This window comes from Stenotrophomonas sp. 116085_Sma (genome assembly GCF_056479585.1).
This window is the reverse complement of record NZ_CM151057.1, coordinates 1,680,902-1,699,683: the sequence shown is the minus strand read 5'-3', so window position 1 is coordinate 1,699,683 and position 18,782 is coordinate 1,680,902. Positions and strand designations below refer to the sequence as shown.

21 protein-coding genes are annotated in these 18,782 nt (G+C 65.6%); 13 read left to right on the top strand and 8 right to left on the bottom strand.

The features are described from left to right. The first annotated feature begins 71 nt into the window (after nucleotides 1–71). Both ACZK0Z_RS07905 and ACZK0Z_RS07900 read left to right on the top strand, forming a co-directional pair. The gene (locus tag ACZK0Z_RS07905; protein ID WP_005410285.1) at nucleotides 72–290 is read left to right on the top strand and encodes a DUF6116 family protein; all 219 of its coding nucleotides are present in this window, start codon (nucleotides 72–74) and stop codon (nucleotides 288–290) included. Further along, nucleotides 287–1,060 (top strand): TatD family hydrolase, encoded by a 774-nt coding sequence (locus ACZK0Z_RS07900; protein WP_197620240.1) that lies wholly within the window; start codon nucleotides 287–289, stop codon nucleotides 1,058–1,060. The genes ACZK0Z_RS07905 and ACZK0Z_RS07900 overlap by 4 nt, the downstream gene beginning before the upstream one ends. A 64-nt stretch (nucleotides 1,061–1,124) precedes the next feature. Here ACZK0Z_RS07900 and ACZK0Z_RS07895 read toward each other — a convergent pair whose 3' ends face one another. Continuing rightward, entirely contained in the window at nucleotides 1,125–1,949 is an 825-nt protein-coding gene (locus tag ACZK0Z_RS07895; protein ID WP_049429422.1) for a tRNA threonylcarbamoyladenosine dehydratase, read from the bottom strand. Between the two features lie 80 nt (nucleotides 1,950–2,029). Between ACZK0Z_RS07895 and ACZK0Z_RS07890 the strand changes: the two genes are divergently transcribed. Together ACZK0Z_RS07890 and ACZK0Z_RS07885 are read left to right on the top strand one after the other, a co-directional pair. Then, nucleotides 2,030–2,464 carry a cytochrome c gene (locus ACZK0Z_RS07890; protein WP_049429423.1) on the top strand — a complete coding sequence of 145 codons (435 nt, stop codon included), beginning with the start codon at nucleotides 2,030–2,032 and terminating at the stop codon, nucleotides 2,462–2,464. A gap of 136 nt (nucleotides 2,465–2,600) precedes the next feature. Then, nucleotides 2,601–3,095: a glycine zipper 2TM domain-containing protein gene (locus ACZK0Z_RS07885; RefSeq protein ID WP_005410289.1), complete on the top strand. Its 495-nt coding sequence runs from the start codon at nucleotides 2,601–2,603 to the stop codon at nucleotides 3,093–3,095. A gap of 73 nt (nucleotides 3,096–3,168) precedes the next feature. Here the strand turns inward: ACZK0Z_RS07885 and ACZK0Z_RS07880 are convergent, their stop codons facing one another. Beyond that, nucleotides 3,169–3,378, bottom strand: a complete 210-nt coding sequence (locus ACZK0Z_RS07880) for a cold-shock protein (RefSeq protein WP_005410290.1) — start codon at nucleotides 3,376–3,378, stop codon at nucleotides 3,169–3,171. Between the two features lie 236 nt (nucleotides 3,379–3,614). On the opposite strand from ACZK0Z_RS07880, the gene ACZK0Z_RS07875 reads away from it, so the two are divergent. From ACZK0Z_RS07875 to arsC, 3 genes are all read left to right on the top strand, one after another. Next, nucleotides 3,615–4,100, top strand: coding sequence for a DUF456 domain-containing protein (locus ACZK0Z_RS07875; protein WP_049429424.1), 486 nt, complete (start codon nucleotides 3,615–3,617; stop codon nucleotides 4,098–4,100). A 119-nt stretch (nucleotides 4,101–4,219) separates the two neighbouring features. Then, nucleotides 4,220–5,374: a phospholipase A gene (locus tag ACZK0Z_RS07870; protein ID WP_049429425.1), complete on the top strand. Its 1,155-nt coding sequence runs from the start codon at nucleotides 4,220–4,222 to the stop codon at nucleotides 5,372–5,374. Then, nucleotides 5,374–5,715 (top strand): arsenate reductase (glutaredoxin), encoded by a 342-nt coding sequence (gene arsC, locus ACZK0Z_RS07865; protein ID WP_049429426.1) that lies wholly within the window; start codon nucleotides 5,374–5,376, stop codon nucleotides 5,713–5,715. The genes ACZK0Z_RS07870 and arsC overlap by 1 nt, the downstream gene beginning before the upstream one ends. A gap of 93 nt (nucleotides 5,716–5,808) precedes the next feature. Here arsC and ACZK0Z_RS07860 read toward each other — a convergent pair whose 3' ends face one another. The 3 genes from ACZK0Z_RS07860 to ACZK0Z_RS07850 form a co-directional block, all read right to left on the bottom strand. Next, nucleotides 5,809–6,444 carry a glutathione S-transferase family protein gene (locus ACZK0Z_RS07860; protein WP_049429427.1) on the bottom strand — a complete coding sequence of 212 codons (636 nt, stop codon included), beginning with the start codon at nucleotides 6,442–6,444 and terminating at the stop codon, nucleotides 5,809–5,811. Between the two features lie 58 nt (nucleotides 6,445–6,502). Further along, complete coding sequence (locus ACZK0Z_RS07855) at nucleotides 6,503–6,841, bottom strand: hypothetical protein (RefSeq protein WP_049429428.1); 339 nt, start codon at nucleotides 6,839–6,841, stop codon at nucleotides 6,503–6,505. A 122-nt stretch (nucleotides 6,842–6,963) separates the two neighbouring features. Next, nucleotides 6,964–8,481: a fumarate hydratase gene (locus ACZK0Z_RS07850; RefSeq protein WP_049429429.1), complete on the bottom strand. Its 1,518-nt coding sequence runs from the start codon at nucleotides 8,479–8,481 to the stop codon at nucleotides 6,964–6,966. A 148-nt stretch (nucleotides 8,482–8,629) separates the two neighbouring features. Between ACZK0Z_RS07850 and ACZK0Z_RS07845 the strand changes: the two genes are divergently transcribed. From ACZK0Z_RS07845 to ACZK0Z_RS07825, 5 genes are all read left to right on the top strand, one after another. Then, on the top strand, nucleotides 8,630–9,526 hold the full coding sequence (locus ACZK0Z_RS07845) for an RNA polymerase sigma-70 factor (RefSeq protein WP_049429430.1): 897 nt from the start codon (nucleotides 8,630–8,632) through the stop codon (nucleotides 9,524–9,526). A gap of 36 nt (nucleotides 9,527–9,562) precedes the next feature. After that, nucleotides 9,563–10,012: a carboxymuconolactone decarboxylase family protein gene (locus ACZK0Z_RS07840; RefSeq protein ID WP_197633621.1), complete on the top strand. Its 450-nt coding sequence runs from the start codon at nucleotides 9,563–9,565 to the stop codon at nucleotides 10,010–10,012. 89 nt (nucleotides 10,013–10,101) lie between these two features. After that, nucleotides 10,102–10,917, top strand: coding sequence for a hypothetical protein (locus ACZK0Z_RS07835; protein WP_019336725.1), 816 nt, complete (start codon nucleotides 10,102–10,104; stop codon nucleotides 10,915–10,917). A 125-nt stretch (nucleotides 10,918–11,042) separates the two neighbouring features. Next, the gene (locus ACZK0Z_RS07830) at nucleotides 11,043–12,914 is read left to right on the top strand and encodes an ATP-binding cassette domain-containing protein (RefSeq protein WP_197633620.1); all 1,872 of its coding nucleotides are present in this window, start codon (nucleotides 11,043–11,045) and stop codon (nucleotides 12,912–12,914) included. 80 nt (nucleotides 12,915–12,994) lie between these two features. Next, the gene (locus ACZK0Z_RS07825) at nucleotides 12,995–13,774 is read left to right on the top strand and encodes a ferredoxin--NADP reductase (protein WP_049429116.1); all 780 of its coding nucleotides are present in this window, start codon (nucleotides 12,995–12,997) and stop codon (nucleotides 13,772–13,774) included. A gap of 94 nt (nucleotides 13,775–13,868) precedes the next feature. On the opposite strand, the gene ACZK0Z_RS07820 is transcribed toward ACZK0Z_RS07825, so the two are convergent. Continuing rightward, nucleotides 13,869–14,348 (bottom strand): glutathione peroxidase, encoded by a 480-nt coding sequence (locus tag ACZK0Z_RS07820; protein ID WP_049429115.1) that lies wholly within the window; start codon nucleotides 14,346–14,348, stop codon nucleotides 13,869–13,871. Between the two features lie 130 nt (nucleotides 14,349–14,478). Here ACZK0Z_RS07820 and ACZK0Z_RS07815 point away from each other — a divergent pair, with 130 nt between their 5' ends. After that, entirely contained in the window at nucleotides 14,479–16,647 is a 2,169-nt protein-coding gene (locus ACZK0Z_RS07815; protein ID WP_049429114.1) for a M3 family metallopeptidase, read from the top strand. Between the two features lie 106 nt (nucleotides 16,648–16,753). Here the strand turns inward: ACZK0Z_RS07815 and cfa are convergent, their stop codons facing one another. Together cfa and ACZK0Z_RS07805 are read right to left on the bottom strand one after the other, a co-directional pair. After that, entirely contained in the window at nucleotides 16,754–17,869 is a 1,116-nt protein-coding gene (cfa, locus tag ACZK0Z_RS07810) for a cyclopropane fatty acyl phospholipid synthase (RefSeq protein ID WP_049429113.1), read from the bottom strand. A gap of 19 nt (nucleotides 17,870–17,888) precedes the next feature. Next, nucleotides 17,889–18,770, bottom strand: coding sequence for a DUF3298 and DUF4163 domain-containing protein (locus ACZK0Z_RS07805; protein WP_049429120.1), 882 nt, complete (start codon nucleotides 18,768–18,770; stop codon nucleotides 17,889–17,891). Nucleotides 18,771–18,782 lie beyond the last annotated feature (12 nt).

The following is an 18,782-nucleotide window of genomic DNA, read 5'->3' as shown; positions in this document are numbered from 1 at the left end:
GTAACCCATTCAGCATCGGGAAATGCTGGGCCCGTGGTAGCGTTTGCATATTCCCCAGGAGGATCCACGCCATGGCCAACCCGATGCTGCTGCCGGTACTGCAGTGGGCCCGCCGGCTGCGCTACCCCACCCTGTTCAAGCTCACCGCCGGCCTGTTCGTACTGACCCTGTTCATCCCCGACCCGATCCCGTTCGTCGACGAACTGGTACTGGGCTTCGGTACCCTGCTGCTGGCCAACTGGAAGAGCCGCAATACAGTCCCGGCCCCGCCGCCGCTGGAACAGCGTTGACCCCGCTGGTCGACAGCCACTGCCATCTGGATGCCAGTGAATTCGATGCTGACCGCACGGCGGTGATCGAGCGCGCAGGCGCCGCAGGCGTGCGCGAGCAGGTGGTACCGGCCGTCACCGCCGCCAGCTGGCCGAAGCTGCGCGAGGTCTGCCGGCAGGCACCGGGGCTGTACCCGGCTTACGGCCTGCATCCGATGTTCCTGACCGAGCACCGGCCCGAGCATCTGCCGCTGCTGCGCGAGTGGATAGAGCGCGAACGACCGTGTGCGATCGGCGAATGCGGGCTCGATTTCTTCGTCGAGGGATTGGACGCAGAGGCACAGCAGGCGTACTTCATCGGCCAACTGGAACTGGCCCGCGAGTTCGAGCTGCCGGTGATCGTGCATGCGCGACGCGCGGTGGACGCAGTGATCGCCGCGATCCGTCGCATCGGCGGCCTGCGTGGCGTGGTGCACAGCTTTTCCGGCAGCCCGGAACAGGCCGCGCAACTGCATCGGCAAGGCTTCCTGCTTGGTCTTGGCGGTCCACTGACCTACGAACGCGCGCAACGGCTGCAGCGCCTGGTGCGCGGGATGCCGCTGGAACAACTGCTGCTGGAAACCGATGCACCGGATCAGCCCGATGCCGGCATCCGCGGCCAGCGCAACGAACCGGCGCGGTTGGCGGTCATCGCCCGCCACGTGGCCGCACTGCGCGGAATGGATGTTGAAGCCGTGGCACATGCCACGACTGAGAACGCGCGCCGATTGTTCGGCCTGCCAGCCATCTGACGGTCGTGCCGGCCGCTGGCCGGCACGCCATCCGGTAGGTGCCGACCTCGGCCGGCACGATCCATCAGGCCTCGCTGGCCTCAGCCACCCCGGCCTTCACCTTCTTCGGCTCCAGCAGCATTTCCAGCGCCTTGCCCACCGCAGCGAACGCGAACGCTCCGGTGATGTGCGTTGCCGCACCGAGGCCTGCGCCGCAGTCCAGCTTCAGTGCTGCATCCGCACCCAGGTTCGGACGGATGCCGCAGACGCTGCCATCGGCCTGCGGATACTTCACGTTTTCCAGCGAGTACACCGCCGGCACGCCAAAATAGCGCTTGGCGTTCTTCGGGAAATTGAACTCGCTGCGCAGCTTCTTGCGGATCAGCGCCAGCATGGCGTCATGCTCGGTGCGAGAGACATCGCGGATCCGCACCAGGGTCGGATCGGTGCGACCACCGGCAGCCCCCACGGTCAGCAGCGGCAGCTTGCGGCGACGGCACCAGGCGATCGTCTCGACCTTGACCCGGAAGCTGTCGCAGGCATCGATCACCAGATCGAATCCACGGTCCAGCAACTCGGCCATGTTGGACACGGTCAGGAACGCCTGCACGGCATCGACCTCGATGTCCGGGTTGATCGCGCGGCAGCGCTCTGCCATTGCCTCGGCCTTGTTGCGGCCGTAGTTGCCCTCCATCGCCGGCAGCTGCCGGTTGGTGTTGGACACGCAGATGTCATCGGCGTCGATCAGGGTCAGGTGGCCGACCGCCGAACGCGCCAGCGCTTCCACCACCCACGAGCCGACCCCGCCCATGCCCACCACCGCCACGCGGCTGCCCTGCAGGCGCTCAAGCGCACCTACGCCATACAGCCGTTCGATGCCGGCGAAGCGTTGTTTGACCTGTTCGTTCATCCGGCTATTTTAACGTGCAGGCGTCAGCGCCTACAGCGCGCCGGCATCGAACCCACCGTTGCACGCCCGGAGAGCCCGCCATGAACGCCAGCCCGCCCCGCCGCCCGTCCACTGCCCATCGCTACCTGTTCGTGCTGTGCCTGGGCCTGCTGATCGGCCTGGTTGCCACGGTCATGGTCGGCCGCGCCCTGCAGGCCCGCCGCGACCCGTTCCCGGACAGCCTGATGCAGGTGATGCAGCGGCAATCGCAGCTGCTGCAGCAGGCCCAGCAGCAGAACCGCTGCAGCCTGGCCGACAGCGTGCCGCGGCTGCAGGCCCTGCGCCTTCTGTCCAACGACCTCGACCTGGCCTTTCCCGGGCTGAAGGACAATAGCCGGTTCCAGCAGCACGCCAGCCAGCTGCGCGGCAACCTCAACGCCGCGCTGGCGGCGCCGCCCAGTGACTGCACCGCCTTGGCCAAGGTGGTGGAAACCGTGCAGGCCGACTGCCGGGCCTGCCACCAGGACTTCCGCTGACGCGCATTCATCCTGTAGCCGGGCAAGCCACGCCTGGTTGGCACCTTGTTCACGTTCGAAAGGAGAGGATTCGTCCACCCTGCTGCATGACGCAGTACCACCCAACGCACCCGCCTTCACGGCCAGGAGACGCCCCATGAAGATCCAGCTCATTGCCGCCAGCGCCATCGCTACCCTCGCCCTGGCTGGCTGTGCCACCTCGCCCGGCTACGGTGGCGGTGGTTACAACAACGGCTACAACAATGGCGGCTACGGCAACAACGGCGGTTACAATCAGGGCCGTTGCGCCGACTGTGGCATCGTCACCCGCATCAACACCGTGCCCTCGGGCCGCACCGCGCCCAGCGCGACCGGCGCCATCCTCGGCGGCATCGTCGGTGCCGTGGCCGGCCATGAGATCTCCGATCACACCGGCGGCAGCCGTGGCAACAAGAACATCGCCGCGGCCGCAGGCGCGGTCGGCGGTGCGCTGGCGGGCAACCAGATCCAGAAGAACGTCACCAGCGATACCTACGACATCAGCGTGCGCATGGATGATGGCCGCACCATCGTGGTCAACCAGCGCGACCTCGGCGGCATCCGCGAAAACACCTATGTGCGCGTGGTCAACGGCAAGGTCATCCTGCGCTGACCTGCACCGGGCCGACGGCAAAGAAAAAGGCCCGCTTGCGCGGGCCTTTTTCATGTGACGGCTTGCAGCGCGATCAGGTCGGCTGCACGGCGTCGGCCTGCAGGCCCTTCTGGCCCTGCACGACGGTGAAGGTGACCTTCTGGCCTTCCTTCAGGCTCTTGAAGCCCTGGGTCTGGATGGCACGGAAGTGCACGAACACGTCTTCGCCGTTTTCACGGCTGATGAAGCCGAAGCCCTTTGCATCGTTGAACCACTTGACGGTACCGGTCTCGCGATCAGACATCTCACTAACTCCCTGGTGACTCTCTCTTGTTGTAGGAAACGCCTGGTGGGCGGCTGACAAGCAAGGGGGAAGCGAGGTGCATCGATGCAGCGGATCGGGAAGATCTTGCTTCATCAGGCCACGATCCACGGTGACCTTGCCAAGCTCAGCGACTGCAACTTAACCCGCCCAAAACGAAAAAGCAACTGGCAAAATCTTTCACTGTCAACCCCAAAACGGCCACCATACGGGACAGCATGGGACTCTCATTCATCTTATATCTGCTAGCGGTCATTTTCGTCCTTGTCGGCATCGCCGGAATCATCCTGCCGGCCCTGCCCGGCATCCCGCTGGTGTTCATCGGACTGCTGCTGGCAGCGTGGGCGGACGGCTTCGCCCACGTTGGTTGGCCGACCCTGGTTGCGCTGGGGGTACTGACCCTGCTCTCGTTGCTGGTGGACGTGCTGGCCACCGTGGTGGGGGCGCAGCGGGTCGGTGCCAGCCGCAAGGCACTGTGGGGAACCTTCGTCGGCAGCATCGTCGGCCTGTTCTTCATGCCGATCGGCCTGTTCGCCGGCCCGTTGATCGGCGCCCTGCTGGGCGAGTACTGGCACACCCGCGAACTGGGGCGCTCGACCAAGGTAGGCTTGGCCACATGGCTTGGCATCCTGCTCGGCCTGGCGCTGAAGCTGGCGGTGGTGATCGCGATGCTGGGGCTGTTTGCGTTCGCCTGGTTCCTGTGACCAACCTCTCCTTCACGCCACGCGCACGCGGTGGCCGTGCATAAACCGTGGGGGCTGGCCGTGATCCGGTGCAGCCTCCACACTGTGCGATTCCCGTATTCACCGAAGGGCCTGCTGCAATGACCCTGTCTCCGCTGCTTCCCCGCTTCGCGCCGCTGGCGCTGGCATTGGCCAGTGCGCCACTGGCCGCGCAGGAGTTCGCGCCCAGTGCCGACGCCTCGCCGGCCGCGTGCGCGGCAATTACCACCGACGCTGCCCGCCTGGCCTGTTATGACCGCCAGTTCGGGCGTACCCCGCAGGCCACCGCCGAGGCCGACGCTGCGGCCGAGGCAGCCGCGCAGGCCCGTCGCGAAGAACGCCAGACTGCACGCGTCAGCCAGGGCGAAGAGAAACTGCGCGAGCGGGTCAGTGACCTGTTCCGCCCAGCGGCCCCTGACAGCGCACTGGCCAATGCCGGCCGTGGCTCGCTGCTGGACAGCCGCTGGGAGCTGGCCGAAGACTCCAAGCTCGGCCCGTTCCAGCTGCGCGCCTACAAGCCGGTGTACCTGTTGCCGGCGTTCTGGACCAGCGACCGCAACACCACGCCGCACTCGCCGAACCCGGCCAACACGGTCACCACGCCGCAGGTGCTGGACAGTGCCGAACTGAAATTCCAGATCAGCTTCAAGACCAAGATCGCCGAGAACCTGTTCGGCGACAACGGCGACATCTGGGCCGGCTACACCCAGAGCTCGCGCTGGCAGGCCTACAACGGCGAGGATTCGCGCCCGTTCCGCGAAACCAACTACGAGCCGGAAGTGATGATGGTGTTCCGCAATGGCTACTCGATCGGTGGCTGGCGCGGGCGCATGACCGGCATCGCGCTGAACCACCAGTCCAATGGCCGCGCCGACCCGCTGTCGCGCAGCTGGAACCGGGTGATGCTCAACATCGGCCTGGACCGTGAGAACTGGGCGCTGGTGCTGCGCCCCTGGTACCGCATTCCCGAGACCCGCAGCGACGACAACAACCCGGACATCGAGGATTACATGGGCCGCGGTGATGCGACCCTGACCTGGAACCGCAACGGCCATGAGGTCTCGCTGATGGCGCGCCACTCGCTGCGCACCGGCAGCCGCTCGCACGGTGCCCTGCAGCTGGATTACGGCTTCCCGATCAGCAACCTGCTGCGCGGCCATGTACAGGTGTTCGACGGCTACGGCGAAAGCCTGATCGACTACAACCACAAGGCCACCTACGTGGGCGTGGGCGTATCCCTGCTGGAGTGGTTCTGATGCACGTGACGATCTGGCACAACCCGGCCTGCAGCAACTCGCGCGGCGCACTGAAGCTGATACGTGATGCGGGCTTCGAGCCGGTGGTGGTCGACTACCTGGACAGCCCGCCGGACGTCGCCGCGCTGCGCCAGGTGCTGGCCGAATCCGGGCTGGACGCGCAGGCGCTGGTGCGCAGCAAGGAAGCGCAGTTCACCGAACTGGGCCTGGAAGATGCGGACGAGGCCAGGCTGCTGGCGGCGATGGCCGAACACCCGCGGCTGATCAACCGCCCCGTGGTGCGCACCGACAAGGGCACGCGCCTGTGCCGTCCACCGGAAACGGTGCTGGAGATCCTGTAACCCGCACCGCTCTGGTAGAGCCGAGCCATGCTCGGCTGCGCTTCGCGTGCAACCCGTGAATGCAGCCGAGCATGGCTCGGCTCTACAGAACGGCTACAGCCAGTCGGTGATGCCTTCGCGGCGATACACCTCGGCGAACGCCGGGCGCGCCTTCATCGACGCGGCGTGCGCCTTCAGTACCGGCCAGGTGTCGCTGGGTTTGGGCATGTTGCGCGACCAGCGCATCAGCATCACCAGCATGTAATCGACCACGCAGGGCGTGGCGCCCAGCAGGTAGGGACCATGTGACTGCAGGTGCGTGGCGACATGCTGCCAGGCCGCTTCAAGGCGCTGACGTGCCATCTCGCGGCTGGCCTCGACGTTCGCCTCGCCCGCCACCTCGTTCGGATAGAACCAGGCACGGTAGGCCGGCTGAAGCGTATTGGCGCACCAGAACATCCAACGATAGGCATCGGCGCGCTGCGGTGTACCCACCGCGGGCAGCAGGCCGGCGTCCGGATGGCGATCGGCCAGATACAGCGCGATGGCCGCCGCTTCAGTCAGCACCAGGCCATCGATCAGCAGTGTCGGCACCACACCGGCCGGATTGAGCGCCAGGTACTGCGCCGACTTGTGCTCGCGCGTATCGAAATCCAGCAGCACCAGTTCATGCTCGATGCCCAGCTCGATCAGCAGCCAGTGCACAACCAGGGCGGCGGTACTGGTCGAACCATACAGCGTGGTGCTCATGCGGAAGATCCTGTGCAGGTGGATCAGCCGATTATGCGCCCACGCGCGCGATCGTTGCTCAGCCGCAGCTGCTCATGCAGGAATCCCGGCGTTCGCCACAGGACATCATCGGTGCGCGCATCGTGCAGTCATGCGCCTTCAGTTCGCAGGCACGGCGCAGGTCCGGGTTGTCCACGTCCTTGCAACGCTTGTCCGGCGCCGGCACCACCTGCTGCTCGCAATTGCCCTGGCGGCTGCCGAGGGAGTCATTCTGCGCCATGCAGCTGCGATAGCCGGCCTGGCACTGCACACGGCATTGCGCCGATGCGGGGAAATCCGCGCCTTCGTACGACGCAGGGGTGCTGCAGCCGGCCAGGGCCAGCAGCACGCCTACCACGATGAATCGATGCAGGGCCATGGACACGTCCTGTGCGAGCGTGCGCCGACCGTAGCAGAGTAACCGCTACAGGAGCGTTAATCCTTCTGCCCACACAACAACGGCGCCACACGGGCGCCGTTTCCTGGTCCGCGGCGGAAGGCTTACTCCACCACTACCGGAATCTTGCCGATGCGGGCCTGCCATTCGCGCGGGCCGGTCTTGTGCACCGACTCGCCGGTGGAATCAACCGCCACGGTCACCGGCATGTCCTGCACGGTGAACTCGTAGATCGCTTCCATGCCCAGGTCGGCGAAGCCGACGACCTTGGCCGCCTTGATCGCCTTGGACACCAGGTAGGCCGAACCACCGACGGCCATCAGGTAGGCCGACTTGTTGTCACGGATCGCCTCGATGGCCGCCGGGCCGCGCTCGGCCTTGCCGACCATGCCCAGCAGGCCGGTCTGCTCCAGCACCTGGCGGGTGAACTTGTCCATGCGGGTCGCCGTGGTCGGACCTGCCGGGCCCACCACTTCATCGCGCACCGGATCGACCGGGCCGACGTAGTAGATGAAGCGCCCCTTCAGGTCGACCGGCAGTTCCTCGCCCTTGTTGAGCATGTCGACCATGCGCTTGTGCGCGGCGTCGCGGCCGGTCAGCAGCTTGCCGTTGAGCAGCAGGGTCTGGCCGGGCTTCCAGCTGGCCACGTCTTCCGGGGTGATCGTGTCCAGGTCCACGCGGGTGCCCTTGGACGCGTCGTAGGTCAGCTTCGGCCAGTCTTCCAGCGACGGCGGGTCCAGCATCACCGGGCCGCTGCCATCCAGCGTGAAATGCGCATGGCGGGTCGCAGCGCAGTTCGGAATCATCGCCACCGGCAGGTTGGCCGCGTGGGTCGGGTAATCGTTGATCTTGATGTCGAGCACGGTGGTCAGGCCGCCCAGGCCCTGGGCGCCAATGCCCAGGGCGTTGACCTTCTCGTACAGCTCCAGGCGCAGCTCTTCGATGCGGTTGGAGGCACCACGGGCCTGCAGCTCGGTGATGTCGATCGGCTCCATCAGCGCTTCCTTGGCCAGCAGCATCGCCTTCTCGGCGGTGCCACCGATGCCGATGCCAAGCATGCCCGGCGGGCACCAGCCAGCGCCCATGGTCGGCACGGTCTTCAGCACCCAGTCGACGATCGAGTCGGACGGGTTGAGCATGGCGAACTTGGTCTTGGCTTCCGAACCACCGCCCTTGGCGGCCACGATCACATCGACCGTGTTGCCCGGCACCACCTTCACGTTCACCACGCCCGGGGTGTTGTCCCTGGTGTTGATGCGCTTGCCGGCCGGATCAGCCAGCACCGAGGCGCGCAGCTTGTTGTCCGGGTGCATGTAGGCGCGGCGCACGCCTTCATTGGCCATGTCTTCCACGCCCATGGTGGCGTCGTCCCAGCGCACGTCCATGCCGATTTCCAGGAACACGGTGACGATGCCGGTGTCCTGGCAGATCGGACGGTGGCCTTCGGCGCACATGCGCGAATTGATCAGGATCTGGGCCATCGCTTCCTTCGCGGCCGGCGACTCCTCGCGCTCATAGGCGGCGGCGAGGTTCTTGATGTAGTCGACCGGGTGGTAGTACGAGATGTACTGCAGCGCGTCGGCGATGGACTGGATGAGGTCTTCCTGCTTGATCGATGTCACGGCTTGCTCGCTTGCTCGAGGCTGGCGGGGGTAATCCACCCATTTTACCCCCTCCCCCGGCCGCAGGGTGGTAGTGCCGGCCGCTGGCCGGCAAGATCTGACCCTGGCCCCCTGTCACGCCACGCGCCGCTGCGGCGTCCTTGCCTACATGAACGCCGAAACCGCTTTCCAGACCCACCGCCCGCGCCTGATGGCGCTGGCCTACCGCCTGCTCGGCAGCCGCGCCGACGCCGAAGACGTGGTCCAGGATGCCTGGCTGCGCTGGTCCGGCGCCGATCCGACCGGGGTCCGCGATGCCGAGGCCTGGCTGGTCACCACCACCACACGACTCGGCCTGGACCGCCTTCGTGCCGCCAAGCGTGAGCGCGCGCACTACGTCGGCCCCTGGCTCGCGGAGCCGCTGGCAGTCACGCTGGAGCCCGATCCTGCGCCCGACCCGGCCCAGCTGCACGCGCTGGCCGACGATGTCTCGGTCGCCTTCCTGACCCTGCTTGAGCAGCTGGGCCCTGAAGAGCGCGCCGCTTTCCTGCTGAAGGAAGCCTTCGACCACGACTATCGCGAGATCGCCGACCTGATCGGCCACAGCGAGGCCAACTGCCGGCAGCTGGTGCACCGAGCGAAACAGCGCCTGCAGTCCGGGCGGCCCCGCTTCAACGCCGACGCCAGCCAGCACCGGCAGTTGCTGGCGCGCTTCATGGATGCTTCGCAACGTGGCGACAGCGAGGCGATCCAGGCCCTGCTGCACACCAACGCGTTGCTGGTGTCCGACGGCGGCGGCGTGGTCACCGCGGCAGTGCGTCCACTGCTGGGCGCCGAGCGCATCGGCCGCCTGTTCTGGGCGATCGCACGTCGTGGCGCGGTGCATCCAGCGCAGCTGGGCTACGTCAACGGCGAGCCGGCGATCCTGCGTTTCATCGGCGACCGCCTGCACTCAGTCACCACCATCGAGGTGGTCGATGGCCGTATTGCCAATGTGTACAGCGTGCTGAATCCGGAAAAGCTGCCGGATGTTGTCACGCGCGGCGACGGTACGGCGTCCTGGTAGTGAAAGGCGGCCACTGTGGCCGCCGTGGAGCCGAAAATGTCCGACCACGCCTCTCCCCGCGTTCCGTACACCCGCCTGGCCGCCGAGGCCTTTAAGGGCCTGCTGGCCACCAGCAAGGCGGTGCATGAAAGCTCGATTGATCCGACCCTGATGGAACTGCTGTTCCTGCGCGTGTCGCAGCTCAACGGCTGCGGCTACTGCATGGACATGCACGGCACGGCCCTGCGCAAGGGCGGCATCGAGCCGCGCAAGCTCGACACCCTGCCCGCCTGGCACGAAAGTCGTTTCTTCGACGCAAGCGAGCGCGCAGCGCTCGGCTGGGCCGAGGCGCTGACCCGGCTGACCGACGGTGCACCGTCGCAGGAAGCGTTCGACGCGCTGGCGCCACACTTCGATGAGAAGGGCATCAGTGATCTGAGCATGGGCATTGCGGTGATCAATGCCTGGAACCGCCTGGGTGCGGGCCTGCTGCCGCCGCTGCCGTAAGCCGAACGAGGCATGGGTAACACTGTTGCCCATGCCCCAATTCCAATGGAAAGTGGTAGTCGTTGCCGAGAACCCACAAGAACGTCGTTATGGGAAAACTGCCCGCCCCCGTACTGAAAGCGCTGCGTGACTATTACCAATCGGACGACCCGAAACCAGACGACGTGGTCCGCCTGCTGTCGCTTCATGACCTTTTTTCGCCCAAGTTCCGGGTCGAACACGACACTGCAATAAGGGATTTACTGAATGTCTTCAGCGGGACCCGGAAAGATCATGTTGTGGACAACTTCATCTTGGGCATAGCTGAAAATTCGCCGTCGCTCAGAGCAGGTCTATCGGCCTACTCCTTCGTGATCAACTTCCCCACTCACACCTTCTCAAGCGATGACGGCGTCGTCTGCAAGATCTGCGGAGAGTTCAGGGAAGTTACTGTCGACCCAACCTTCATAAACGCCATCCGCTTTCAGGCCGGCTGCATGGTAGGGAATTCACCAACTCACCTGACGCAATTCTTGATTGAACACTCCAGGACACCAAGGCGTACTCCCAGTAGCCTGACCACCTTGTCAAGAATTCTCCAGGAAATCAGAAACGCTAGTCCAGACGACACGCCCAACACACTACAACGCAGCATCCGCAGAATTCCAGGGGTGCAAATGAGCGTCTATGAGGCGCGTGGCTTGCTTACTGCCTTGGGTCATGCGGGAATTCTTCAATCCGGGGGACATCAAGGCCTGGCTCAGGCATTCGTCAATGCGGAAACTGCACCTCGAAAGCACCATTCGTCGGATTGGGGTTACCCCATTTCGTTCTGGACAGGCGCTGATGGGTTCAATGACGATGCCTTGCACTATTGGTTTTCGAGCTATCCCGAGCTGCTGGATGGTCTCATCCAGCCGCGTTAATGCCACCCATTGCCGCACTCCCTTGCGGGGTCAGAGCCCTTCGCGCCGCAACTGGTTCTGACCCCGGCGCTGCCTCACGGCTGCACTGACCCCCTCTGCACGTATCAGGCGCGCACAATACGGGCATGCCTGCTCCCCCCACCGCTGGCGCCGACGCCGCGAAGAAACCCAGCCTGCGCCAGCGCTTCAGGGCGATGCGCAACCTGCCGCCGTTCCTGCGCATGGTCTGGAAGACCAGCCCCGCGCTTACCCTGGCCAGCCTTGGCCTGCGCCTGATCCGTGCCCTGCTGCCGGTGGCAATGCTGTACGTCGGCAAGCTGATCATCGACAGCGCCCTGCACCTGAGCCAGCACGACGCTGGCTTCCCGCCGCTGGGCGAAGCGCTGTCCAGCGGCGTGCTGAATCCGTTGCTGGGCCTGCTGGCGGTGGAGTTCGGCCTGGCCATCGGCTCGGACCTGCTTGGCCGGATGGTCAGCTATGCCGATGCGCTGCTCTCGGAACTGTTCGCCAACGTCACCAGCATCCGGCTGATGGAGCACGCCGCAACGCTGGACCTGGAGGACTTCGAGGACCCGGACCTGCAGGACAAGCTGGACCGTGCGCGGCGCCAGACCATGGGCCGGATGAACCTGATGAGCCAGTTGTTCGGCCAGGTGCAGGATGCGATCACCGTGGCCAGCCTCGCCGTCGGCCTGCTGGTGTATGCGCCGTGGCTGATCCTGCTGCTGGCGCTGGCACTGGTGCCGGCCTTCATCGGCGAATCGCACTTCAATGCGGCCGGCTACAGCCTCAACTTCCAGTGGACGCCCGAGCGCCGCCAGCTCGACTACCTGCGCCAGCTCGGCGCCAGCGTGGAAACGGCCAAGGAAGTGAAGATCTACAACCTGCACCGCTTCCTGGTGGAACGCTACCGGCGGCTGTCGGTGGCGCTGTTCCAGGCCAACCGCGCCCTGGCCCGGCGCCGCGCGTTCTGGGGCACGCTGCTGGCTGCGCTCGGCACGCTGGGCTACTACACCGCCTATGCCTACATCGCGTGGCGCACGGTGCGCGGCGACTTCTCGATCGGCGACCTGACCTTCCTCGCCGGCAGCTTCCTGCGCCTGCGCCAGCTGCTGGAAGGCCTGCTGATCGGCTTCTCGCAGGTGGCCAGCCAGGCGCTGTACCTGGATGACCTGTTCTCGTTCTTCCAGATCCAGCCGGAAATCCACTCGCGCGATGGGGCCGTGCGCGTGCCGCGACCGATCCGCCAGGGCTTCGTATTCGAGAACGTTGGCTTCCGCTACCCCGATGCCGAACAGTGGGCGGTGCGCCATCTGGATTTCCAGCTGCACGCCGGCGAAGTGCTGGCCCTGGTCGGCGAGAACGGCGCCGGCAAGACCACCCTGGTGAAGCTGCTGGCGCGGCTGTACGAACCGGACGAAGGCCGCATCCTGCTCGATGGCCGCGACCTGCGCGATTACGACCTGGATGACCTGCGTGCCAACCTCGGGGTGATCTTCCAGGACTTCGTGCGCTACAACCTCAGCGCCGGCGAGAACATCGGCGTCGGCCAGGTCGAGGCGATGGACGACCAGGCACGCATCGCTGACGCGGCGCGACGCGGCATGGCCGAGGAAGTCATCGACGACCTGCCCGGCGGCTACGACCAGCAGATCGGCCGCCGCTTCAAGCAGGGCGTGGACCTGTCCGGTGGCCAGTGGCAGAAGATCGCCATTGCCCGCGCATGGATGCGCAATGCGCAGGTGATGATCCTGGATGAGCCAACGGCAGCGCTGGATGCCCGCAGTGAGTTCGAGGTGTTCCAGCGGTTCAGGGAACTGGCGGATAATCGCACCGCAGTACTGATTTCCCACCGCTTTTCCTCGGTACGCATGGCCGACCGCATCCTGGTGCTGGCCGATGGCCGGATCGAGGCCAGCGGCACCCATGAACAACTGATGGCCCAGGGAGGGCGGTACGCCGAGCTGTTCGAGCTGCAGGCAGCGGGTTACCGCTGAGAACGCCTCTCGTTCCGCCTAATGAGAACCTGTCTCATTTGAGATAGAATCATCCCCGACGACTTTCGATAGATACGCCCATGTCCTCCGCTTTCGGCGCCGAAACGGTGCTTGAGGTCCGCCACTGGACCGACGCCTACTTCAGCTTCACCCTCACCCGCGACAGCGGCTTCCGCTTCGAGAACGGCCAGTTCGTGATGATCGGCCTGGAAACCGAGGCGCGACCGCTGTTGCGCGCCTATTCCATTGCCAGTGCCAACTGGGAAGAACAGCTGGAGTTCTTCAGCATCAAGGTGCAGGACGGCCCGCTGACCTCGCGCCTGCAGCACATCAAGCCGGGCGACAAGGTACTGGTCGGCAAGAAGCCCACCGGCACCCTGCTGATCAGCGACCTGCATCCCGGCAGGAACCTGTACCTGCTGGGCACCGGCACCGGCCTGGCGCCGTGGCTGTCGGTCATCAAGGACCCGGAAACCTACGAGCGCTTCGAGAAGGTGATCCTGTGCCACGGCGTGCGCTACGAAAAGGACCTGGCCTACCGCGATTACTTCGAGAGGGAACTGCGCGAGCACGAGTTCCTCGGCGAGATGATCGGCGACAAGCTGCTGTACTACCCGGCCGTTACCCGCGAGCCGTTCGCCAACCAGGGCCGCCTGACCCAGCTGATGGAGAGCGGCGAGATGCAGCGCACCCTCGGCCTGCCGGAACTGAGCCCGGAGAACGACCGCGCGATGATCTGCGGCAGCCCGCAGATGCTGGCCGACCTTCGCACCGTGCTCGATGCCCGGGGTTTCCAGGTTTCGCCGCGCATCGGCCAACCGGGCCACTACGTGTTCGAGCGCGCGTTCGTCGAGAAGTAAACCGTTGCGCCTGTAGAGCCGAGCCCACGCTCGGCTCGCGCGCACCGCGCGCCCTCAATGTCGGCCGGACGAGCAGCCGAGCGTGGGCTCGGCTCTACAACAGCGCTTCGATCGCGCTGCGCAACTGCTCCGGCCTGGTGTTGGGCGCATGCCGGGACACCACCTGCCCCTGGCGATCGACCAGGAACTTGCTGAAATTCCACTTGATGCGGGCACTGCCGAGCAGGCCACGTTTTTCGTGCGTCATCCAGGCCCACAACGGATCAGCGCCCTCGCCGTTGACCTTGATCTTCTCCGACAGCGGAAAGCTGACCGGATAGTCCAGCGAACAGAACTGGCGGATCTGCGCCGCGTCCCCCGGCTCCTGCGCACCGAACTGGTTGCACGGGAAGCCGATCACCACCAGGCCGCGCTCGCGGTAGTCCTGCCACAACTGTTCCAGGCCGGTGTACTGCGGGGTGAAGCCACAGCGGCTGGCGACGTTCACCAGCAGCAACGGGTGGCCCTGATAACGGGCCAGCGCCTGCGGCTGGCCGTCGAGGTCACGGAAGCTGAAATCGTAGGCGCTGGTCATGATGGCCGGCCGTGGGCGGTGAATGCATGGTACCCGCGACCCGAGCCGGCAACATGCCTTTTGACACAAGTGCAGGCGCCGCCGGTCGGGTTAACCTCGGGCCCTTGCCTGCCTTACCGGAGTTCCTACCTTGACCACTCGCCTTGCCCTTGCCGTGGCCATGTCCCTCGGCCTTGCCCTGCCCGCCTTCTCGGCCGGCGCCGCCACCCCGGCCGCCAGCACCGCCGCCCAGCAGGCCAACCCGTTCTTTGCCGAAAGCCCGCTGCCGCTGCACTTCCCGCAGTTCGACAAGATCAAGGACAGCGACTTCGCCCCGGCCTTCGACGCTGGCATGGCGCAGCAGCTGAAGGAGGTGGAGGCCATCGCCAACAACAAGGCCAAGCCGACCTTCGACAACACCATCATCGCCCTGGAAAAGAGCGGTGACATCCTCGACCGCGCGACCACCGTGTTCTTCAGCCTGGTGGGCGCCGATACCAACGACACCCGCAAGAAGCTGCAGGCCGACTACTCGGCGAAGTTCGCCGCGCACAGCGATGCGATCGCGCTGAACGGCAAGCTGTTCGCCCGCATCCAGGCGCTGTACGACACCCGCAGCCAGCTGGGCCTGGACGCCGAAGGCGTGCGCCTGGTCGAGAAGTACTACGACAACTACGTGCGCGCAGGCGCCAAGCTGTCCGAGGCCGACAAGGCCAAGCTGAAGGAGATGAACGCCGAGCTGGCCAACCTGGGCACCAAGTTCAGCCAGAACGTGCAGTCGGAAGTGAACGCTTCGGCGATCACCGTCGATGACGTCAAGGAACTGGACGGCCTGTCCAAGGAGCAGATCGCCGCCGCCGCCGAAGCCGCCAAGGCCCGCGGCCAGGACGGCAAGTACGTGATCACTCTGCTCAACACCACCGGGCAGCCGCCGCTGACCAACCTGGCCAACCGCGCCCTGCGCCAGAAGATCTACGAAGCGTCGGTCAGCCGTGGCAGCCGCGGCGGTGAGTTCGACAACACCGCGCTGGTCTCGCGCATCATGCAGCTGCGTGCCGACAAGGCCAAGCTGATGGGCTTCCCGAACTTCGCCGCCTACAACCTGACCAACCAGACCGCCAAGACGCCCGAAGCGGTCAACGCGATGCTGGGCAAGCTGGCTCCGGCCGCCGTGGCCAACGCCAAGCGCGAAGCCGCCGACCTGCAGGCGATGATCGACAAGGAACAGAAGGCTGCGCGCAAGCCGACCTTCCAGCTGGAACCGTGGGACTGGGCCTTCTACAGCGAGAAGGTACGCCAGGCCAAGTACAACTTCGACGAGTCGCAGCTGAAGCCGTACTTCGAAATGAAGAACGTGCTTGAGAACGGCGTGTTCTACGCCGCTGGTCAGGAATTCGGCCTGACCTTCAAGCAGCGCACCGACCTGCCGGTCTACCACGATGACGTCACTGTCTACGACGTGTTCGACGCCGACGGCAGCCAGCTGGCGATCTTCATCTTCGACCCGTATGCGCGTGCCTCCAAGCGCGGTGGCGCGTGGATGAACTCCTACGTCTCGCAGTCCAAGCTGACCGGCTTCAAGCCGGTGGTCGCCAACCACCTGAACATCCCGAAGCCGCCGGCGGGCCAGCCGACCCTGCTGACCTGGGATGAGGTGAACACCACCTTCCACGAATTCGGCCACGCCCTGCACGGCATGTTCTCCAACGTGAAGTACCCGTACTTCTCGGGCACCTCGGTGCCGCGTGACTTTGTCGAGTTCCCCTCGCAGGTCAACGAGATGTGGGCCGACAACCCGGTCATCCTGAAGAACTACGCCAAGCACTACCAGAACGGTTCGGCGATGCCGCAGGCACTGCTGGACAAGGTGCTGGCTGCCGCCAAGTTCAACCAGGGCTTCGCCACCACCGAGTACCTGGGTGCGGCCATGCTGGACCAGCGCTGGCACCAGATCGGCGCCGACCAGGTGCCGGCCGCCAAGGACGTGATGGCCTTCGAGCGCGCCGCGCTGGAGAAGGACGGCATCTACTACGCGCCGGTTCCGCCGCGCTACAAGACCCCGTACTTCAGCCACATCATGGGCGGCTACTCGGCCGGCTACTACGCCTACATCTGGTCGGAAGTGCTCGACGCCAACACCCAGAAGTGGTTCAAGGACAACGGTGGCCTGAGCCGCAAGAACGGCGACCACTTCCGCGCCACCCTGCTGTCCAAGGGCGGCAGCGTGGATGCGATGCAGCTGTTCCGCGATTTCGCCGGCCACGAGCCGCAGATCGAACCGCTGCTGGAAAAGCGTGGCCTGACCGGCGCTGGCAACTGATCGCCCGCGTACCGGCCTGAAACGGAAACCGCCCGGGAGACCGGGCGGTTTTTTGTTGTGGCTGGGTCAGAGCCCTCTTCTGCGAAAAGGGATCTGACCCCGCTCTTCAGCGCGGCGCCACGTACCCGCCCGGCACGCCTTCCGGCGACAGCACCAGCTGCCACAGCTGCGCATGCCGGCAGCGGAAGGTGGCCATCGACCCGGCCAGGTAGAAGCGCCACATGCGGCGGAAATGCTCGTCGTAACGGGCATCCAGCCGCGGCCACGCGGCTTCCACGTTGCGTCGCCAGGCCTGCAGGGTCAGGTCGTAGTCGGTGCCGAAGTTGTGCCAGTCTTCCAGCACGAACCGACCTTCGAACGCCCGGGTGATCTGCACCGCCGAAGGCAGCATCGAGTTGGGGAAGATGTAGCGCGCGATCCACGGATCGGTGCGATGCCGGGAGATGTTGGTGCCGATGGTGTGCAACAGCAGCAGGCCACGCGGCGACAGGCAGCGCCGGGCCACCTCGAAGAAGCTGGCGTAGTTCTTGTCGCCGACATGCTCGAACATGCCGATCGAAAAAATCGCATCGAACGGTTCGTCCAGCTCGCGGTAGTCCTGCAGGCGGATCTCGATCGGCAGGCCGGCACACAGCTGGCGGGCGAATTCGGCCTGCTCCTGCGAAATGGTCACGCCGACACCGCTGACGCCATAGCGCTCGGCGGCAAACTTCAGCGCCTCGCCCCAGCCACAGCCGATGTCCAGCACGCGCTGCCCCGGACGCAGTCCCAGCTTGCGGCAGACCAGGTCGAGCTTGGCCTCCTGCGCGGCGTCCAGATCATCGGCAGTGCGCCAGTAGCCGCAGCTGTACACCAGGCGCTGCCCGAGCATGGCCTGGTACAGGTCGTTGCCGAGGTCGTAATGGCGGCGGCCAACTTCGTAGCTGCCCTGCCCGGCCTGCAGATTGAACAGGCGCGCCTTCAGGGCATCGGCCACCTCGCGCCAGCCATGTACCCGTTCGTCCAGGTGCGCCTGCATCAGGTGGACAAGGAATTCATCGAGGACGTTGGCATCCCACCAACCCTCCATGTAGCTCTCGCCGAGACCCAGCGAGCCGTGGCCCATGACCCGCGCAAAGAAGCGCGGGTCATGCACCTGGATGTCCTGTGGCTGGGTACCGCCGATGCGGACCCCGGCTTCCTGCAGCAGGCCGGCGACCCGCTCCTGCAACCCTGTATCCACGCCACCTCCTCGACTGCGGTCAACCGCGTGCGAACAGCTCCACGTAGTCCTTGGCCACGTGCGGCAACAGCACCGCCGCCGGTACATCGGCGGTCTGGGTGCCGTCCGAGTATGGGCCCACCTGGTACGGCGGGAACACAAAGCGCAGCGCGGTGATCTGCCCCTTGTCGTCGGTCAGCGGTTGGAACTGGCTGAAATTGTCGGCCTGCGGGCCGGTACCGTCGGCGATCATGCGCGATGCGTTGCGCAGTGATTCCTGCAGCTGGGCGGGGTCCATGTCCTCGCCGCTGAGGCGGGTGGCCACGCGTTCGCGCAGCTGGTCGGCGACGAAATCGCTGATTGCCTTCCAGCCCTTGGCATCGGCCACCAGCTTCTCCGCGCTGAGCATCTGCTGGTGCTGCGGCAGCCATACGAAGCGGGCCACCAGCGGCTCGCCGTGGGCGCCACCGGTGTAGCGGCTGCCATCGGCACTGACCACCACCAGCTGCGGGGTTTCCAGCAGCTTCTCGAAACTCAGTGACAGCTCGTAGGGCATGGTCGGCTTGTCGTTGCCGAGTCCGTCCAGCGCTTGCTGCAGGTCGCTGCGCGCGCTGGTGGCATAGTCCTGCAGCGCGCGCGCCAGGCCCGGGTAACGGTCGATGCCGGCCGGGTAGCTGATGCCCACCACCTCGCGTTCGTTGTTCTCGATCACGTCGCGCAGGTCAAGCGGCGCCTCCGTGGCCGGCGTCTCACCTGCAGCGCTGGCCTCGGCGGCGGGGGCCGCATCGGTCGCCGGTGCCGGCTCGCTCTCGCGCTGGCAACCGGCCAGCAACAGCACGCCCACCACGCCGGCCAGCACGCTGCCGCGCAATGGCCGGTTGTTTCCAATCTTCATCGGGATCCCCTGTTCATGTTTGTACATCATCGCCTGCCA

What these genes read in the sequence shown, in the direction of transcription:
- ACZK0Z_RS07885 (WP_005410289.1), top strand. Translation starts at nt 2,601, where the DNA reads ATGAAGATCCAGCTCATTGCCGCCAGCGCCATCGCTACCCTCGCCCTG.
- ACZK0Z_RS07905 (WP_005410285.1), top strand. Translation starts at nt 72, where the DNA reads ATGGCCAACCCGATGCTGCTGCCGGTACTGCAGTGGGCCCGCCGGCTG.
- ACZK0Z_RS07840 (WP_197633621.1), top strand. Translation starts at nt 9,563, where the DNA reads ATGTCCGACCACGCCTCTCCCCGCGTTCCGTACACCCGCCTGGCCGCC.
- ACZK0Z_RS07845 (WP_049429430.1), top strand. Translation starts at nt 8,630, where the DNA reads ATGAACGCCGAAACCGCTTTCCAGACCCACCGCCCGCGCCTGATGGCG.
- ACZK0Z_RS07880 (WP_005410290.1), bottom strand. Translation starts at nt 3,378, where the DNA reads ATGTCTGATCGCGAGACCGGTACCGTCAAGTGGTTCAACGATGCAAAG.
- ACZK0Z_RS07870 (WP_049429425.1), top strand. Translation starts at nt 4,220, where the DNA reads ATGACCCTGTCTCCGCTGCTTCCCCGCTTCGCGCCGCTGGCGCTGGCA.
- arsC (WP_049429426.1), top strand. Translation starts at nt 5,374, where the DNA reads ATGCACGTGACGATCTGGCACAACCCGGCCTGCAGCAACTCGCGCGGC.
- ACZK0Z_RS07875 (WP_049429424.1), top strand. Translation starts at nt 3,615, where the DNA reads ATGGGACTCTCATTCATCTTATATCTGCTAGCGGTCATTTTCGTCCTT.
- ACZK0Z_RS07855 (WP_049429428.1), bottom strand. Translation starts at nt 6,841, where the DNA reads ATGGCCCTGCATCGATTCATCGTGGTAGGCGTGCTGCTGGCCCTGGCC.
- ACZK0Z_RS07835 (WP_019336725.1), top strand. Translation starts at nt 10,102, where the DNA reads ATGGGAAAACTGCCCGCCCCCGTACTGAAAGCGCTGCGTGACTATTAC.
- ACZK0Z_RS07895 (WP_049429422.1), bottom strand. Translation starts at nt 1,949, where the DNA reads ATGAACGAACAGGTCAAACAACGCTTCGCCGGCATCGAACGGCTGTAT.
- ACZK0Z_RS07805 (WP_049429120.1), bottom strand. Translation starts at nt 18,770, where the DNA reads ATGTACAAACATGAACAGGGGATCCCGATGAAGATTGGAAACAACCGG.
- ACZK0Z_RS07860 (WP_049429427.1), bottom strand. Translation starts at nt 6,444, where the DNA reads ATGAGCACCACGCTGTATGGTTCGACCAGTACCGCCGCCCTGGTTGTG.
- ACZK0Z_RS07825 (WP_049429116.1), top strand. Translation starts at nt 12,995, where the DNA reads ATGTCCTCCGCTTTCGGCGCCGAAACGGTGCTTGAGGTCCGCCACTGG.
- ACZK0Z_RS07830 (WP_197633620.1), top strand. Translation starts at nt 11,043, where the DNA reads ATGCCTGCTCCCCCCACCGCTGGCGCCGACGCCGCGAAGAAACCCAGC.
- ACZK0Z_RS07820 (WP_049429115.1), bottom strand. Translation starts at nt 14,348, where the DNA reads ATGACCAGCGCCTACGATTTCAGCTTCCGTGACCTCGACGGCCAGCCG.
- ACZK0Z_RS07890 (WP_049429423.1), top strand. Translation starts at nt 2,030, where the DNA reads ATGAACGCCAGCCCGCCCCGCCGCCCGTCCACTGCCCATCGCTACCTG.